The following is a 17875-nucleotide window of genomic DNA, read 5'->3' as shown; positions in this document are numbered from 1 at the left end:
CACTCCGACCGCGACGCGTGTGCCCTGCGCCGGTACTGCTACCGGGCACGGCCGGGGTGCGTGTCGGCGAGGTCGTTCAGGGCCGCGTTGACCACCTGCCAGCAGATGGCCAGGGTGTCGCGGTCCGGCCGGTGGCTCTGCCGGGCCTCGGCCTTGGGGTGCACAAAGTTCCGGTACCTGCGCAGCTCATGGCTGAACTTCTCGGCATCCGGGCCGAGCCACCCGACTCGGTGACACGCCTTGATCAACCTGTCCAGATTGATGCTGTCCTCGGAGTCCCTGCCCAGGAGAGACGGGTCCCGTTCCACGACGGTCTGGAGCAGCACACCCTCCATCAACGAGCCGAGCATGATGATCGCCGCGACGTGGGCGCCGTTGGCGTAGCAGGTGCGGGCCTCGTCCAGACGCCACTGGAGCAGTTCCGCCATGGCCTCGTCGGCGATGAGGTCCGCCATGACGACCTTCAGCTCGGCGGAGCCGTAGTGCGTCGGGTGCGCCAGCGCCGGGTCGCACGACACCAGCCGGGGGCTGCCGCCGGGGTTCTCCAGCCGGCACCCCTCGTGGATGAGGAAGGTGTTGACCGCCGCCACGACCTCGGTGAGCAGGCCGGGCTCCTCGAGGTACTCACGCGGATCGGCCAGCCTGAGCAGCACCTTCTCGATCTCCCCGGGCTGGTCGCGCCGGGCCATCAGCAGTTCGGCGGCCCACTCCCTGCGGTACTGGCCGTCGTACTCGGGCACCTCCTGCCAGCCGGCCCGCTTGAGGAAGGCCGCGATCTCGAAGCCGCGGCGGTAGAGGAGGTCGTCGTCGCCCGCGACGACGCGGGCGAGTTCCTCCAGGGTGTTCTCGTCCAGCGTGCGGTCGTCCTGCCGGCTGTGCGTCTGGGTCATGCCGTTCCTCCGGTCGAATCGGTGTCAGGGGCGGGGGCGGATTCGGCACCGTCCCCGTCGTCGGGGCCCTGTTGCCCCGGCGGCTCGTGGTTCTCCGCGCCTTCGTCGGGCAGTTCGTCGCCCTCCGGCAGTTCCAGTGGCGTCCACGGCCGCGTGTCTCCCAGCGGCGGGGAGGGCCGGGAGTAGTTCGCCGGGCGGATGCCCTGCCGGTCGAGTTCCTCCCACAGGCCCGCCAGGGCCTCGTCCGGGTCGAACCTGAACTCGCTCTCCCGGATGCGCCAGAACCGCCAGCCGACCCGCTGGAGTTCACGGTCGCGCTGCTGGTCGTGCCGGATCTGGTCGAGGGTCGAGTGGTAGTAGTCGCCGTCGCACTCCACGCCCAGGCGGCCGCGCGCGCCGATCACCACCAGGTCGATGCGCTTGCTGCCCGCCGGGTACTGGGGCACCACGTGGTAGCCGCGCTCCTTGAGCCGCAGGTAGACCTGCTGTTCGAAGAGGGAGTCGAAGGGCGGGCGCCGGACGTCGGGCAGCACGGCACCGAGGTCGGCCGCCTCCGCCAGTGCGGCCGGCGGATTCTGCATGTAGCCCAGGAGGTTGAGCCGCAGGTCACCGGGTTTGAGCTGGTCCGGCGGCACCGAGTAGAAGAGCCGCATCTGGTCCTGGGCGCGGCTGGCCGCCACGTTGTAGGCCTGCTGCTCGCTGCGCATGCCGCCGGCGATCTTCCGCACCCGGTCGACCACCATCGACAGCAGGATGACGTGCCGCTCGTCGCCCTGGAACTGGGCCGGGGTTCCCACCCGGATGCGGTGGCGCTCCCGGACCGGGGCCGGCAGTCGCTGTTCGATCAGCTGCTCCAGCAGTTTGACCTGGCCGAAGCCCTGGAGCACGATCACGCCCATGGTCTTGTGCTCGTACGCCGGGTCCGCGGCCAGCTCGGCGAGGCAGTCCACGATCGTCTCCGCTTCCTTCGGGTTGCGGATCCGTCCGTCGCGTCCCTCGGTGACCCCGCCCTCGACGTAGTGCGTCAGCAGCGGGTCGAGCCGTTCACCGCCGTACTGCCGCAGCGGGATGAGGCCCGGCGGGGTGTAGAAGGTCTCCGAGGACCAGCCGATGATCTCGGGCATGCAGCGGAAGTGCTCCTGCAGGCGGATGGTGGACGGGAAGAACGTCGACAGCAGCTGGTACAGGTTGGAGTGCGGCATGTACAACTGGCGCAGGTGGGCGGGGACTTCCGGCAGGTGCGCGGACAGCCGGTCCTGGATCTGCTGGGTGCGGCCCAGCCCGGTGACCGGTGGCGTGCACTGCTTGTCGTCGCCGACCACGATGATCCTCGGCGCGAGCCAGAGCAGGAACAGCGCGTCCATGCCGGCCTGACTGGCCTCGTCGACGATCACCACGTCGAAGGCGTCCTGCCTGGGCTTGATCATCTCCGCCACCCGCGCGATGGGCATCACCCAGGCCGGCACCGCTCCCTGGGCGACCTGCATCGCGCTGTGGGCGGCCGCCTTGAAGTGGGAGGCGCTCTTGCCCTTGCCCTTGCCGTACGACGCCATGTGCGTGCGGTAGGCCTGGAGTGCCGAGCGCTGCTCCTGGGTCATCCGCACCAGGCAGTGCAGCCGGCCGTGTGCGGCGGCCAGGTCTCCGGTGAGCTCCTCCAACTTCGCCTCGTGCTCGGTGAGTTCGCCGTCGAGGCGCTGCTCCCGGCCGGGCGCGCGTTCGTCGTCGATGAACTCGGACGCCTTCGCCCAGGCCCAGGCCTCCCGGAGCCGGGCGAGCCGCTCGTCCCAGGCCGGGTCCTCGGCCTCCGCTTCGAGCCTGCCGGCGAGCGCGGGCGACGCGCCGCGCAGGCCGTCGAGCAACTCCACGCAGCGGCGCCGCCGTTGGTCCCGTTGCTGTGCTGCCGCGAGCGCTTCGAGCTCCTTGGTGTACCGGTCGACGTCGCGGTCGCGCAGGGCCTGCGCCATGGCGAGCGCCTCGACCGGCGCGGCCACGCCGTCCTCCCCGCCGCGCAGGAGCCGGTCCCATCGGCCGAGCCGCTCCGAGGCCTCCTCCGCGCGCTGCCGGCCGGCCAGGGCCGCGACGGCCTCGGCGAAGTCCTGCCACGCCTGCGGCCGGGTGAGGTCGAGGTAGACCCCGTGGTGGACCAGGAGCTCGTCGACCTGCTCACGGATCCGGCCGAATTCATCGACCTCCGCGAGGTGTCGGTAGCGCTCGGACAGCGAGGCCAGTCGCACCTCCAGCGGCGCTTCCGGCACTGCCGCACCCACCTGCTCCCAGCGGGCCGCCACCGCGGCGAGGGCCGCGTGCGCGTGCAGATGGGCCAGCACGGCGCCGAGATCGTCGGCGGAGGCTGGCACCTTGCCGTCCACCGTGCAACTGCCGAGGAGTTCCTCGGCCTCCCGCTGCGCCCTGAACGCGAACCGGGTCCGCAGCCTGCGGCCCGCCGACAGCTGCTCCATCAGGGCCGGGATCGTGGCCGCCATCCGGCGGGCGCGCTCGGGGACCAGGAGGTCCGGGAGGACCACCGTGCGCAGACCGACCCGGTCGAGGCCCTCGGCCACCTCGGGGAGCACGCCCGCGACGTCGGCGACACGCCGCCAGAGATCGGGGTGGCGCCGGGCCAGCCGGTCCGTCAGCGCGCGCTCCACCCAGCCCTCGTCGCCCCAGCGCTCGGCCTCCCGGTGAACACCCAGACGGTGCAGTCGGTTTCGGCCGGAGCCCAGCAGCTCGGTCAGCCGGTCCGTGGTGGAGGTCTCCAGGGCGGCCAGGACGTTGCGCACCTCGATCGCCGCCGGTGAGAGACCGTTGACGCTCAGCTGGCTCACCGCGAGGGCCGCCGCGACCTGGCCGGACGTCGGCAGCGTCTCCGCCGCCGGGAACACCCCGGACTCCGTCCACTGCCCGGCACCGTCCCGCAGCAGCTCGAGCAGTTCCTCCGCCTGGACGGGCGAGAGCGGCGGTGCCTCCGGCGCCCGGTTCGGCAGCCTGCCGATCCAGCCCAGCCGCACCGCCTCGTCCTGCACCTTCCGCACGATCGCGGCGAGCGTCCCCGAGTAGCCCGGTGCGACCTCCGGGTGCTGGTAGACCTCCGCCTCCCGCAGCGAGACCACCTGCTCGGTCAGCAGCTTGATCCGGCTGCGCACCTCGTACCGGCGCTGGGTCAGCCGCTGGATCTCGTCCCGCAGCTGGTCGGTGTCGCCCGCCGCCACCCGATCGCTCAGCGCGTTGATGGTGCGTTCCAGTTCGCTGGCACCGTCCTGGCTGGTGGTACTGAGCAGCAACACGCACAAGTCCCTGACAGCCGCCGGGAGTTTGTCCCGGAGCACGGTCAGCGGCTGGTCCTTGGCGCTGGTCACGAGCACCCGCTGGCCCTGGGCCAGGAGCGCGGACACCAGGTTGGCGATGGTGTGCGTCTTTCCGGTGCCGGGCGGGCCCTGCACCACCACGCCGGTGTCCCGCTGCAGCCGCTGGAGTACGGAACGCTGCTGGGCATTGGTCTTGCCGGGGAACAGCGGCTCGTCGCCGAAGAGCGCCGGCGCCTGCCGGCCGCCCCAGTTCTGCCGGTCCTCGGGGTTCAGCGACATCACCAACTGCGCCAGCCCGAGCGGGGCCCGGCGTTCGGACACCACGCTCTCCGCGATGCGGTCGTAGAACCTCAACACCTCGTTGCGGTCCCTGGGCCGCTTCAGCAGGGCGGGCGCGAAGGTAAGCCTGGCGCCCTCATCCGGTCCCGCCGGCGGACGCCAGTTGGTGCTGAACGCCACCGGCCTGGGCAGGACCAGGTCCAGCCACTGCGAGAGGCACTCCAGCGCCTCCTCGCTCAACAGGTGGAAGGGCAGCGCGGAGAGCTCCTCGTTGAACGCCGCCGCACGCTCCGGCACCCAGCCGTCGTCCGCGTCCAGGAAGTCCCGGTCCTCCAGCCGGACCGCTCCGCTCTCCGTGAGGCGTACGGTGATCTGCGCGGTCCGCCGATCGACGTGGGTCTCCACCCGCCGCGAGAGCACGTGCCGGTGGATCACCCCGCCGTTCGGTTCCCGCCAGCTCAACAGGCCTGCGGCGAGCACGAGTTCCTGCTGGTCGTCCTGCCGCGCCAACTGCTGGTGCCAGTGGTAGACCTTCTCGTAGAGCTGACGCTGCGACCGCTCGGACCGCTCCCGCTCGGCCCAGATCCGCCAGCGCGCGAGCCACGGCCCGTACGCCCGCAGGACCTCCGCGGCCTCCTTCCGCACGACGACCGCCTCGTCGCCCTGCCACCCGCCGGCTCCGCCCGCCGCCGGCTCCCCGGTCCGGTACGGACCCTCCTCCGCGAGCGGCGGGTCCTCGGCATCGGCGTCCTGGCACAGCCGCTCGTCGACCCACCCCTCCAGCACCGGCGGCAGTTCCGGCGCAGCGGCCTGCGGAACGTGGTCCAGGACCAACAACGGACGGTCGTCGTCCCCGGACGGCCTGGGCACCTTCGCCGGCAGGTCGGCCAGCCAGAGCGGCCCCCAGGAACGCGTGTCCCGGAGCCGCTGATGGCTGCTCTGCACGACCTCGCGCAGGAATCCGACCAGCGCGGCGGTCTGACCGATGACATCGGGGTCACCCGCATGTCGTCGTGGAACGCTCACCATTCTCCCTTCAGTCGGTGACGAACGTTCCAGCATGGGGGCGGCCTCGGGGACCGGAAGCCGGTCGGGCCAGAGTGGCCGAATTCCCGCCGACCGATGGCCGACTTTCACTCGGCGGAAATTCGGATGGCCATTTCAACGGCACCGGAAAGCGAACGCATTTCCTGCCATCGAACACCTGAAGAGCCACCCGACCAGGCGGTTTCGGACACGGAAAATCCCCCGGCGGTGCCGGGGGATTGACGAGGAATAGGAACTGTCGGCGGCGGTTTTCGACGCCGCGGACAACCGTCGCGTCAGGCGCGGATGCGGCGGAAGACGGCGATCAGGAGGGCCGCGGCAAGGGCCAGGAGGATGCCGGCTTCGACGAGTTGGATGGGGGTGAGGTGGGCGGCCGGGTGGAAGCGGAGCCAGGAGGCGCTGGCCGTGTTGCAGGTGGTGTTGAGGGCGCAGGAGTCGGTGGTGACGCGGGTGCCGTCGGGGAAGATGACGCCCTGGTCGATGAGCCAGGCGTTGGTGGGCTGGGCGGTGCCCACGGGGGCCACCTGTTCCACGACCGGGTAGAAGAGCGGGCGGGCCCAGACGACCAGGCCGTTGGCGGTGGCGACGAGGGCGCCGGTGGCGAACATCGCGGGGAGGGTGCGGCGGACGAGTTGGCCGACCAGGACGCCGAGGGCCAGCGCGAACAGGGACCAGGCGACCGGGGCGAGGCCGATGGCCGGGTAGGTGAAGAACTGGAACGGCGGGTCGAAGGCGTCCGGACCGTGTGCGATGTCCGTCCACCACACCCAGGTCATCAGGACGGCGATCACACCGCTGACGGCCAGGACGGCGAGGCCGGGGACGGCGAGGCGGACGGCCAGCCAGCGGGCCGGGCTGACGGACTGGGCGCGGATCAGCCGGATGGTGCCGCGTTCGTACTCCTGGGCCAGCAGCGGGGCGCCGATGAACACGCCGATCAGCAGCGGGAGGACGGTGACGGCGGGCTGGAGGACCTCCAGGTACCAGAAGTTGGGGCGGTTGATCGGTGCGAGGAGGGCCCAGCACTCGGAGTCGGACCAGGAGTCGGGGTAGTAGCAGCCGGTCCGCCGCAGGACGCCGATGATGTGGCGGAGGGCGACGTGGATCCAGACAAGGTCCGCCACCGCGAGGACGAGCAGCACGCCCAGGGTCCAGAGCAGGAAGCGGTTCTGACGGAGCGTCAGCCAGATGAGCCCGCGCAGGGCGGGGGTGGCGGGCCGCCGGTCGGCGGGTGCGGAGGTGGGGGCCCGGTCGGGCAGGATGTCGGTGCTCATGCGGCCACCCCGTTCGGGTCGGGCTTCACGCGGTTCGGGTTGTCGGCGGAGGTGTCGGCGGAGGCCCGGAGGTAGCCGAGCAGCAGGTCCTCCAGACTCGGGCGTTCGCTCTCCCAGTCGCCGTCCACCGGCTCGTCGGTGCGGACCAGGGCGACGGCCCGGCGGCCGCTGACGCGCTGCTCGACCACCGTCTCGGCGGCCAGGGAGGAACCCTGGGCGGCCGGCCCGGTGAGCAGTCGGTGCCCGTCGAGGATCTCCTCCAGGTCACCGGCCAGCCGGACGCGTCCGCGCTGGACGAGGAGCAGGTGGTCGATGACGCCGTCCAGCTCGGGGAGGATGTGCGAGGACAGTACGATCCCGGCGCCGCGCTCGGCGGCGACCGACATCAGGGTGCCCATCAGCTGGTGCCGGGCGAGCGGGTCGAGGTCGGCCATCGGTTCGTCGAGCAGCAGCAGGTCGGGGAGCTTGCCGAGGGCGAGGGCGAGGCAGACCCGGGTGCGCTGGCCGCCGGAGAGCGAGCCGATCCGCGCCTTGGGGTTCAACTCGCCCTGCTCTGCGATCTGTTGGGCCACGGCCTCGTCCCACACCGGGTTGAGCTCGCGGCCCATCCGCAGCGTCTCGGCGACGGTGAGGCCCGGGTAGAGCGGCTTGTCCTGCGGCACGTAGGCGACCCGGGCGCGCAGCTCGGGCGCACCGGCGGTGGCGCCGAGCACCCGCACCCTGCCCTCGGTGGGCGCGAGTTGGCCGGCGGCGAGGGAGAGCAGGGTGCTCTTGCCCGCGCCGTTGGGGCCCACCACGCCGCAGATCCGCCCGGCCGGGACGGTGACGTCGCAGCCGCGCAGCGCCCAGCCGCCGCGGTACCTCCTGCCGAGGCCTTCGGCCTCCAGGGCCGGCGCCGTCGCGGGCGCCGTGGTCGTCGGGTCGTCCACCCGGTCCCCCCACTGTTCTCGGTTCGGTGTTGCCGGGGCGCCGCAGGCCCCGGCGTCGGGGTTTCGGGCCCCCGGTTTCGGCCCCCGGCGTCGGGGCCTCAGGCCCCGGTGTCGGAGTCGGAGGCCCCAGAAGCAGAGACCCCGGTGTCGAAGCGCTGCTCCAGGACGGAGGCCATCAGCGCGGTGATGTCCTCGCGCTCCAGTCCGGCCTCCCGGGCCTGGTCCACCCACCCGACCAGGCCCGCCCGTAGCGGCCCGTCCGCCGCCGCCTCCGGCCGGGCGAGCGAGCGCCGGACGAAGGTGCCGAGCCCCGGGCGGGGTTCGACCAGGCCTTCGCGTTCGAGTTCGCGATAGGCCTTCAGCACGGTGTTGGGGTTGATCGCGGTCAGTTCGACCACCTCTCGGGCGGTCGGCAGCTTGTCTCCGGGCTGGAGCAGTCCGAGCCGCAGGGCCTGCTTGGTCTGCTGCACGATCTGCTGGTAGGTGGAGACGCCGCTGCGCCGCTCGATGCGGTACTCGATCACCGGCGATTCAGCCTTTCACTAGTTCAATAGTGGAATGGTGGCGCACGGCGCCGCGCGGGTCAAGCCGGACCCGGGGGTGTCCGGTCTGGAGCTGTCCGGTCTGGGGCCGTCCGCTGCTCGGGGGTTGTCCGACCCGGGAGGCGGCTCAGGGGCGTTGCAGCAGGAGCAGGCCGTCCTGCTCGACCAGCGGCCGGTAGCCGCGCTCCCGGTAGACGGCCAGCATCCGGGCGGTGTCGGCGGTGGCGCACGGGGCCTGCACGCTCGGGTCGCGCAGGTCGACGGCCACCCACTGCGGGCCAGGGCCCTCCGCCGTCCGGCACACCAGGGTGACCTCCGTCCGGCGGGTGAGCTGGGCCGCCAGCCGGTTGGAGGCGGCCACGGTGGCGTCGTCGGGTATCCGGTGGAGCAGCGCCCGGATCTCGGTGAGCCGGGGCGAGGTGCGCCAGGCCTCGGGCATCACCACCTCGTGCAGCGGGTAGAGCGGCAACGTCACGGCGGCCACCAGGGCGCTGACGGCGAGCCCGCGCCTGGCCCGGCGCACCTCGACGCGGCGGCGCGCGTCACCCCGGCGACCTGCGTCAACCCGGCGCAGGACGTCCACCAGGGCCGCGAACGCGATCGGCATCAGCACCGCGCTGTAGTGGTAACTGACGCCCCAGTAGTGCGAGTTGGAGGAGAAAAGCCGCCAGGCGAGGGTGGGCACGCAGAGCAGCAGGAGCGGTGAGCGCACACCGATGAAGCCGGCGGTGGCGGCGAGCAGGAACAGCAGCAGCCACTTGACCGGCGGCCAGCCGAGCCGCAGTGGCAGTTCCCAGACCGAGGCCTGCCCGCCCTGCCCGCCGCCGTCCAGCTGCCGCCAGTAGTCGAAGCCCCCGCTCGGGTTGAACGCCGGGAGCACGACGAGCACGGTGAGCGCGGTCGCGGCGAGCCCGAAGGCGGCGAGGGCGAGCCCGGGCAGTGGACTGCTGTGCCGCTCCCGCCGGGCCTGCCAGGCGATCAGGACCCCGACGGCGGCCACCGTCAGCCCGAGGTCCTCCTTGACCAGCAGCAGCGGCAGCGACCAGAGCGCGGCGGCGAGCGGCCGGCGCCGACCGAGTGCGGTGGCGGCGAAGGCGATCAGCGGGACGGCGAAGGCGATCTCGTGGAAGTCGTCGGCCGCCGCCCGAACGATCCCCCAGGAGGCCCCGGTGGCGCAGCCGACGAGCAGCGCCACCCGCGGCCCGGCCACCTCGTGGGCCCAGCGGGTCAGCGGGACGACGGCCAGCGCCATCAGCAGCGCCTGGGCGACGACGAGGGTGAGCGGGCTCGGGAAGGCCCGGTAGGCGGGGGCGAGGACCGCGATCAGCGGGTGGAAGTGGTCCCCGAGCAGGTGGTAGCCGGGGCCCTTGAGCGGCACGATCGGTGCCTGCCCGTGGGCGTACGCCCGGACGGCCTGCTCGAAGATGCCCAGGTCGTAGGCCTTGGTGAGGCCGCGCCGGTGCCGGTTGACGGCGACGCAGGCGTACAGCGCGGCGAACCCGGCCGCCAGGCCCCACGCGAGCGGGGCGGGGCGGCGGGCGCGGGGCGGTACGGACGGAAGAGCGGCCGTGCTCGGAACGGCCCGGGACACGGAGGAGGGAGCGGGCATCGGCAAAGTACCCTTTCACTATTCGATTAGTGGAAGGGTGGTGGAACCCCGAGCCCCCGTCAAACCCGGCCGGGCGACGCCGACCGGGCCCCCGGGCTGCCCTCAGAAGCCCGCGTCCAACGCCCCCGACCGATGCCCGCAACCAACGCCCACGGCCAGCGCCCGCGTCCAACGCCCGCGACCAGAACCCCTCAGCCGAGGGCCCCGCCCCGGCTCACTCCTCCCACTCGGAGCCCTTGATCACCTCCACGAAGTCGCCGCGCTCGAAGCCGGGCACGAAGTGGGCGAGCACGTCCGCCTTGACGTTGCCGAAGGTCGTGTCCGGGCGGCCCTTGATGCCGTCGGTGAACGCGGCCAGGATGCGGTTCTTGAAGTCGGGCCGCGGATGGGCCGCGACCACGGCGGCCCGCTGCTCCGCGGAGATCGCGTGGTAGCCGATCCCCAGCACGTCCAGTTCCACGCCGCGGGTGACCAGGGCGATCTCCGGCGCCATGTGCAGCGGGATCTCCGGGGTGGTGTGCAGGGCGATGGCGGTCCAGACCCGCTGCGCCGGCTCGCCGGTGATGCCGTGGGCCGCCAGGAAGCGGCGGGCCTCGTCGGCACCGTCGATCTCGAACCGCTGGTCGGTCCGGGCGAAGCGGCCGGTGAGGCCGAGGTCGTGGAACATCGCACCCACGTACAGCAGCTCCGGGTCGAACTCCAGCCCCTGTTCGGCGCCGCGCAGCGCCCCGAACAGGAACACCCGGCGCGAGTGGTCGAACAGCAGGGGCGAGGCCGCCTCCCGCACCAGTTCGGTCGCCTCCCGGGCCAGGGCGCTGTCCGGGACGCGCACGCCCGCGATCGTCTTGTTCGTCATGGTTCCTCCGCGTTCATTCGTTTCGGGGGCTGTTCGGTCGACTCCTCCACCCTCGCCCGGTGGCGTACGCTGCCGCCATGTCGGTACGGACAGCAGGACCTCGGATTCGGACATGACGCGCCTGGTCGCCTTCCTCGTGTTCGACGGGGTGACGCTGCTCGACGTCAGCGGTCCGCTGGAGGTGTTCCACCAGGCCGGCCGGCTCGGCCACCCGTACCGGACCGTCCTGGTCTCCCCGGGCGGCGGCACCGTGACCGCCTCCAACGGCGTGGCCCTGGCGGACACCGCCGCACCGGAGGACGTCCAGGGAGCACCCGGCCCCCGGGAACCCCTCGACACCCTGGTCGTCGCCGGCGCCGACCACCTGGCCGCCCGGGGCCCGGACGCGCCCCTGCTCGCCGCCGCGGAGGGCCTCGCCGGGCGGGCCCGGCGGGTCGCCTCGGTGTGCAGCGGCGCCTTCGTGCTCGCCGCGCTGGGGCTGCTGGACGGCCGCCGGGCCACCACCCACTGGCGCCACGCCACCGCCCTCGCGCTCCGCCACCCCGGGGTGCGGGTCGAACCCGACGCCCTGCACGTCCGGGACGGCCGCTACCACACCAGCGCCGGCATCAGCGCGGGCATCGACCTCGCCCTCGCCCTGGTCGAGCACGACCACGGCGCCGAGGCCGCCCGCGCCATCGCCCGCGAGCTGGTCGTCTTCGTGCAGCGCCCGGGCGGCCAGTCGCAGTTCTCCACCGCCCTGGCCACCCCGCCCGCCCGCAGCGGCCTGCTGCGCACGCTCACCGACGCCGTCCTCGCCGACCCGGGCGCCGACCACAGCCTGCCCGCGATGGCCGCCGCGGCCGCCGTCAGCACCCGCCACCTGACCCGGCTCTTCCAGGCCGAGCTGAACACCACCCCGGCCCGCTGGGTCGAGCGCGTCCGCCTCGACCGCGCCCAACAGCTGCTCCTCGACGGCCACGGCATCACCGCCGCCGCCCGGCTCAGCGGCCTGGGCAGCGACGAGACCCTGCGCCGCGCCTTCGCCCGCCGGCTGGGCACCACGCCCACCGAGTTCCGCAACCGCTTCACCACCACGGCCGCCCCGAACGCCCCGAGCCCCTGACGCCCCCCGCGACGGCGGCACGGCCCCTCCCGGGGAAGTCCCGCGACCGGACGCCGGACCACGCCGGGCCGCGCCGAACCGCAGGGCGACGCCGGACCGCCGGCCCCGCGCGGAAGCGTTGACGTCGGATTCACGCCAGCCCAACCCCCGGTCGGATTGGTGGACTTCGGGTGACATACCCACCACCCACCGACGGGACCTCCGGCATGCCGACCGGCACCACCCTCAGCTCGACCCGGCCCACCCCGAAGCCGCCCACCCCGAAGTCCCGCCCCCGCAACGGCGGCGGCACCCTCGCCGTCCTCGCCGTGACGACCGGCGTCTTCTCCATCGTCACCACCGAGATCCTCCCGATCGGCCTGCTGACCCCGATCGGCGCCACCTTCCGGATCTCCGACGGCACGGCCGGGCTGATGATGACCCTGCCGGGCATCGTCGCCGCGGTGGCCGCCCCCGTGGTGACCGTCGCGACCAGGCGTGCGGACCGGCGGACGATGCTCTGCGCGCTGCTGCTGGTCCTGACCCTGGCGGACCTGCTCAGCGCCCTGGCCCCCGCCTACTGGGCGGTGTTGGCCGCCCGGGTCGCCCTCGGTCTGGTCATCGGGGCGTTCTGGTCGATCGGTTCCGGGCTCGCCCCGCGCCTCGTCCCGGAGCACCGGCAGGCCCGGGCCAACACGCTGATCTTCTCCGCCGTCCCGCTCGGCTCGGTGCTCGGCGTGCCGGCGGGGGTGTTCCTCGGCTCCGTGGCCGGCTGGCGGGCGGCCTTCCTGGCGATGGCGGCGCTGACCGTGCTCGCGCTGGCCGCCCTCCTGCGGTCGCTGCCGCCGCTGCCCCCGCTGACCGCCACCGGGCTGGGCGTGCTGCGCGGACTGCTGGCCGGCCGGGGCACCCGGACCGGGATCGCGGTGACCTTCCTGATCGTGCCGGCCCACTTCGGCAGCTACACCTACGTCACCCCGTTCCTCACCGGCACCACCCACGCCGGCCCCGGCCTGGTCACCGCCCTGCTGCTGGGCTACGGCGCCGCCGGACTGCTCGGCAACGTCCTGGCCGGCGGCCGGGCGGCCGGGGCACTGCGTCCGGTGTTCGGCACGGCGGCCGTGCTGCTCGCCGCCGCGGCCCTGCTGCTGCCGCTGCTGGGCACCGGCGGTCCGGGCGCCGCCGTCCTGCTGGCCCTCTGGGGCGTGGCGTACGGCGCCGTCCCGGTCTGTTCGCTCAGCTGGTTCCTCGCCGCGGCCCCGCACGCCCCGGAGGGTGCCGGGGTGGTCTTCACCTCGGCGTTCCAGGCCGGCTTCTCGATCGGCGCGCTGACCGGCGGGCTGGTGGTGGACCACTCCTCCCCCGCCACGGTCATGCTGCTCGGCGGGGCGGTCGCCCTGCTCGCCGCGGCCACCGTGTGGCGGTACGGCCACCGGGTCCGTCCCGAGCCGACACCCTGAACACCCGCGCCCCGACCCTGGCCGTCGGCACGGTTCGTGGCGAGAATGCCGGGGTGCCGTCGACCCGCCCGCCCGTCCTGCGGGGTGGGCGGGCGGCGCCGGCCGGGACGGTCCCGGGCGGGTGCGGACGGAAGGACGGCCGGCGGATGGTCGACCAGCAGAGTGGCCCGGCGTTCCAGGGGCGGTTCGGCGACTACCAGACCGAGATCTACCTGCGCGGGCTCGGCGGCGTCCTGCCGACGATGCCGATGGCCTTCGCCGAGCTGGAGGCGCGGGCGGGCGCGGCGCTGCCGCCCTCGGTGCTCTCCTATGTCGCGGGCGGCGCGGGCGACGAGGCCACCCAGCGCGCGAACGTGGCCGCCTTCGGGCGGTGGGGCCTGGTGCCGCGGATGATGGTCGGCGCGAGCACGCGGGACCTGTCGGTGGAGCTGTTCGGCCAGCGGCTGCCGACCCCGCTGTTCATGGCGCCGATCGGGGTGATCGGCCTGTGCGCGCAGGACGGCCACGGGGACCTGGCCACCGCCCGGGCCGCCGCCCGGACCGGCGTCCCGATGGTCGCCTCCACCCTGACGGTCGATCCGCTGGAGCAGGTGGCCGCCGAGTTCGGCGACACCCCCGGCTTCTTCCAGCTCTACACCCCCACCGACCGGGCACTGGCGGAGAGCCTGGTCCACCGGGCGGAGGCCGCGGGCTACCGGGGCATCGTCGTCACCCTGGACACCTGGGTCACCGGCTGGCGCCCGCGCGACCTGGCCACCGCCAACTTCCCGCAGCTGCGCGGCCACTGCCTGGCCAACTACACCTCCGACCCGGTGTTCCGCGCCCGCCTCGCCAGGGCGCCGGAGGAGGACGTGCGGGCGGCCGTCCTGGAGTGGGCCGGCGTCTTCGGCAACCCGCTGACCTGGGACGACCTTCCCTGGCTGCGCTCGCTCACCGACCTGCCGATCCTCCTCAAGGGCATCTGCCACCCCGAGGACGTCCGCCGCGCCAGGGACGGCGGCGTCGACGGCGTCTACTGCTCCAACCACGGCGGCCGCCAGGCCAACGGCGGCCTGGCCGCCCTCGACGTGCTCCCCGACGTGGTCGCGGCCGCCGACGGACTGCCCGTCCTCTTCGACTCGGGCGTCCGCTCGGGCACCGACGTCGTCAAGGCGCTCGCCCTCGGCGCCACCGCCGTCGGCGTGGGCCGCCCGTACGCCTACGGCCTGGCGCTGGAGGGCACCGACGGCATCGTCCACGTGCTGCGGTCACTGCTCGCCGAGGCCGACCTCCTGATGGCCGTCGACGGCTACCCCACCCTCGACTCGCTCCGTGCGGACGGCGCACTGCGCCGGACCTGACGCCGGGTGAAGTCCCGGTGTCCAACGGTGCCCGACCGCGACCTGCGGGGCTTGCCGGGACATTCGGGACGGCCCTACGCTCGAAGGCACAAATCGGGTCCGTACGTTCCCGTACGCTGGGAGGTCCGCCATCATCCGCGTCCTGCTGACCGCCTTCGAACCGTTCGGCCGCGATCCCCTGAGTTCGTCCCTGGAGGCGGGCCGGCTGGTCGCCGCCGGTCCGCCGGCCGGAGTGGCCCTGGAGTTCGCCGGGCTGCCCTGGGTGTACGGCGACTCGATCGCCGAACTGCGCCGGGCGGTGGCCCGGTTCGAGCCGGACCTGGTCATCGCCACCGGCCAGGGCGGCAACCGCCCGGACCTCACGGTCGAGCGGGTGGCGGTCAACCTCGACGACGCCGTCCGCGCTCCCGACCGGAAGGGCAACCAGCCGGTCGACCAACCGGTCGTGCCGGAGGGCCCGGCCGCCTACTTCTCCTCGCTGCCGGTCAAGGCCTGCGTGGCGGCGGTCCAGCTGGCCGGGATCCCGGCCACCGTCTCGCACACCGCCGGCACCCACCTCTGCAACCACGTCTTCTACGGGCTGGCGCACCTGATCGCCACCGAACGCCCGGAGCTGCGCGGAGGGTTCGCGCGTCTGCCGTACCTGCCGAGCCAGGTGTCCGGCCGGGACACGAGCGCGTCGATGTCGGCGGAGACGGCGGCCGAGGGGGTGCGCATCCTGATCCGCAGCGCCGTGGCCGCCCTCCACTCGCCGCCCGTCGGCACGGTGGCCGGCCCGCGCCGACGGACCTGGCTGCCCCGCCGGGGCGGCTGACCGCCCGGGCCCTCGTCGACCGGACCGGTCGACGAGGGCCCGTCAGCGCGGGCCGGTTCCGTCCACGGAGGCCCGTCCGGTCAGCGTGGGCCGGGGTCGCTGGTGCCGGGGCGGCCGTTCTCCAGGTGTCCGGCCCAGCGGCGGCGGAAGGCCGGACCGTCCGCGGCCGCGACCGTGACGTCGTACCAGCGGCGGTCGGCGGGCAGCTCGAAGGTGAACCGGGCCGAGGCGCCGGGGCGGAGGGAGCGGCTCTGCTTCGAGCCCTTCGCGTAGGCGTTCTCGGCGGTGACCGTCCGGGTCACCGGCCCGTGGTTGGCGACCGTGACGCGCACCTGGTTCTTCGACGGGTCGAAGCGCGCCACCAGCCCGGCCCGGGCCGTGCCCTCGAACTCCTGCACCGAGCCGTTCGGGCCGTGGGCGGCCAGGTGGTAGTCGCCGGCGCCGGTCAGCGGCCAGAAGTCGGCGAAGGTGTCGCCGGCCGAGACGGTGTAGCGGCGCGGGGCGGCCGTCGGCGCCGTCCGGTCGTAGACGTAGAGCCACGCGCCGACCGAGCCCCGGTTCTCCAGTTCGAGCCGGAACTGCCCGGCGGTGTCCGTCTCCTCCTCGTTGACCCGCAGGTCGTACGGGAGGGCGCGGGCGGGCCGGGTGCCCGGCTCCTGGGTGGGCATCCGCTGCGGCAGCGGCACCTGGTAGGGCTTGCCCTGCGAGGCGATCGGCGCGGGCACTGGGATCCGGACGCGCCGCGCGTCGGTGCCCCGGAAGTCGAGCGCCGAGGTGAGGTCGCCGCAGACCGACCGGCGCCAGGCGCTGATGTTGGGCTCCTCGATGCCGAACCGGGCCTCCAGGAACCGCAGCACCGAGGTGTGGTCGAAGGTCTCCGAGCAGACCCAACCACCGCGCGACCACGGGGAGATGACCATCAGCGGCACCCGCGGCCCGAGGCCGATCGGCTGGAGGCCGCCCGGGTCGGCGCCGGGGACCAGCGGGCTCATCTCGCCCGGGTACTTCGAGAGGTCCAGCAGCTCGTCGCCGAGGCTCGCCTCCAGGTCGGCGGAGACCATGCCCGGGCCGCCCGGACGGCTGGCGACCGGCGGCATCGGCGGGACGACGTGGTCGAACAGGCCGTCGTTCTCGTCGTAGTTGATGAGGAAGACGGTCCGCCCCCAGACCTCGGGGTTCGCGGTGAGCGCGTCCAGTACGAGGTTGATGTAGTACGCGCCGTCGGTGGGCGTCGCGGAGGGGTGCTCGCTGTACTTGTACGGCGGGACGATCCAGGAGACCTGCGGCAGCCGGCCCTGCTCGACGTCGGCCCGGAACTCCTTGAGCGTGTGGTCGGTGGCACCCTTCTCCACCAGCGGGCCCGACGCGCCCTCGGCCACCTGGTACCGCTCGAAGAACATCAGCGAGTTGTCGGTGTAGTTGTCCGTCGGCGTGCCCGGCTCGCCCGAACCGCCCTGGTAGAGCTTCCAGCTGACCCCGGCCGCCTCCAGGCGCTCGGGGTACGTCGTCCAGGTGTAGCCGTTGGTGTCGTTGCGCTCCCACAGGCCGGGCCCGTTGGGCCGGCGGCCGTACGCGTTGCGCGGGTCGCTGGTGCCGGTCCAGAGGTAGATCCGGTTGGGGGCGGTGTCGGCGTGGACGGAGCAGAAGTACGCGTCGCAGACGGTGAAGGCCTCGGCCAGCGCGAAGTGGTACGGCAGGTCCTGGCGCTTGAGGTGGCCCATCGTCATGACGTCCTGCTTCTGGTTCACCCACTGGTCGTGGCGCCCCTCGTTCCAGGCGAGGTGACCGCTGCTCCAGCCGTGGTCGGTACCGGCCTGGTACTCGGTGGTGTTCCTGGGGTCGATGTACCAGGGCAGCACCTCCTGCTCGGAGGCCGGCAGGCCGCGGTCGTGGTAGCGGCCGGTCTTCACGGCGGCGGCGGGCTGGTGCCAGTTCGGCCGGCCGTTCGGCAGCAGCGTGGGCCGGGGGTCGTCGAACCCGCGGACGCCGCGCAGGGTGCCGAAGTAGTGGTCGAAGGAACGGTTCTCCTGCATCAGGATGACGACGTGCTCGACGTCCTCGATCGAACGGGTCCTGCCGATCGCGGGCAGCGCCATGGCCTTGGCAACCGCGGGCGGAAAGGCGGCGAGGCCGGCGGCGGCCGCGGAGGCGCCGCCCAGTTGGAGGAAACGGCGCCGGTCGATGGAGGCCACGTGGTGTCCTTCGCGTCGTGAGTGCATGGTCGGACGAGAAGGCTCGACCATAGGGGCCCACGAACCGTCATGTACACGGTCCTCCAGCGAACGCCGCATGATCATTCGACCAACACCCCGACAACGCGAAGAACCCCCATCCGGGACCCGGATGGGGGCTCTTCTGAAGAATTGTTCGGCGGCGTCCTACTCTCCCACAGGGTCCCCCCTGCAGTACCATCGGCGCTGTAAGGCTTAGCTTCCGGGTTCGGAAT

General features: G+C 73.3%; 12 protein-coding genes and 1 rRNA gene. 4 read left to right on the top strand and 9 right to left on the bottom strand.

Annotation, left to right across the window (positions count from 1 at the left end; translation table 11 throughout):
• Positions 1-38 precede the first annotated feature (38 nt).
• From ACFVXH_RS33225 to ACFVXH_RS33195, 7 genes are all read right to left on the bottom strand, one after another.
• On the bottom strand, positions 39-890 hold the full coding sequence (locus ACFVXH_RS33225; RefSeq protein WP_387829567.1) for a hypothetical protein: 852 nt from the start codon (positions 888-890) through the stop codon (positions 39-41).
• Positions 887-5503 (bottom strand): AAA domain-containing protein, encoded by a 4617-nt coding sequence (locus ACFVXH_RS33220; protein WP_387829565.1) that lies wholly within the window; start codon positions 5501-5503, stop codon positions 887-889. Before ACFVXH_RS33220 ends, ACFVXH_RS33225 begins: the two co-directional genes overlap by 4 nt.
• 293 nt (positions 5504-5796) lie before the next feature.
• Positions 5797-6795: a hypothetical protein gene (locus ACFVXH_RS33215; protein WP_387829563.1), complete on the bottom strand. Its 999-nt coding sequence runs from the start codon at positions 6793-6795 to the stop codon at positions 5797-5799.
• A complete protein-coding gene (locus tag ACFVXH_RS33210; protein WP_049651616.1) occupies positions 6792-7724 on the bottom strand; it encodes an ABC transporter ATP-binding protein in 933 nt (310 codons plus the stop codon). Before ACFVXH_RS33210 ends, ACFVXH_RS33215 begins: the two co-directional genes overlap by 4 nt.
• A gap of 98 nt (positions 7725-7822) precedes the next feature.
• Positions 7823-8248, bottom strand: a complete 426-nt coding sequence (locus tag ACFVXH_RS33205; protein WP_387829561.1) for a GntR family transcriptional regulator — start codon at positions 8246-8248, stop codon at positions 7823-7825.
• A gap of 145 nt (positions 8249-8393) precedes the next feature.
• Positions 8394-9875 (bottom strand): DUF2079 domain-containing protein, encoded by a 1482-nt coding sequence (locus ACFVXH_RS33200; protein WP_387829559.1) that lies wholly within the window; start codon positions 9873-9875, stop codon positions 8394-8396.
• A gap of 214 nt (positions 9876-10089) precedes the next feature.
• Complete coding sequence (locus ACFVXH_RS33195) at positions 10090-10731, bottom strand: HD domain-containing protein (RefSeq protein ID WP_387829557.1); 642 nt, start codon at positions 10729-10731, stop codon at positions 10090-10092.
• Positions 10732-10843: 112 nt separating this feature from the next.
• Between ACFVXH_RS33195 and ACFVXH_RS33190 the strand changes: the two genes are divergently transcribed.
• The 4 genes from ACFVXH_RS33190 to pcp all read left to right on the top strand — a co-directional run bounded on the left by ACFVXH_RS33190 (position 10844) and on the right by pcp (position 15429).
• Positions 10844-11836 (top strand): GlxA family transcriptional regulator, encoded by a 993-nt coding sequence (locus ACFVXH_RS33190; protein ID WP_387829555.1) that lies wholly within the window; start codon positions 10844-10846, stop codon positions 11834-11836.
• A 206-nt stretch (positions 11837-12042) separates the two neighbouring features.
• Complete coding sequence (locus tag ACFVXH_RS33185; protein WP_387829553.1) at positions 12043-13275, top strand: MFS transporter; 1233 nt, start codon at positions 12043-12045, stop codon at positions 13273-13275.
• Between the two features lie 146 nt (positions 13276-13421).
• Entirely contained in the window at positions 13422-14615 is a 1194-nt protein-coding gene (locus ACFVXH_RS33180; RefSeq protein WP_387829551.1) for an alpha-hydroxy-acid oxidizing protein, read from the top strand.
• Positions 14616-14745: 130 nt separating this feature from the next.
• The gene (pcp, locus tag ACFVXH_RS33175) at positions 14746-15429 is read left to right on the top strand and encodes a pyroglutamyl-peptidase I (protein WP_079272827.1); all 684 of its coding nucleotides are present in this window, start codon (positions 14746-14748) and stop codon (positions 15427-15429) included.
• Positions 15430-15509: 80 nt separating this feature from the next.
• Here pcp and ACFVXH_RS33170 read toward each other — a convergent pair whose 3' ends face one another.
• Positions 15510-17621 (bottom strand): phosphocholine-specific phospholipase C, encoded by a 2112-nt coding sequence (locus tag ACFVXH_RS33170; RefSeq protein WP_387829549.1) that lies wholly within the window; start codon positions 17619-17621, stop codon positions 15510-15512.
• Positions 17622-17794: 173 nt separating this feature from the next.
• Positions 17795-17875, bottom strand: a 5S ribosomal RNA gene (gene rrf / locus ACFVXH_RS33165); the annotation flags it as partial.

It is taken from the genome of Kitasatospora sp. NPDC058184 (assembly GCF_042883725.1).
Taxonomy (GTDB): Bacteria; Actinomycetota; Actinomycetes; order Streptomycetales; family Streptomycetaceae; genus Kitasatospora.
Note: the sequence above shows the minus strand (reverse complement) of the source record. Positions and strands in the feature narration are given on the sequence as shown.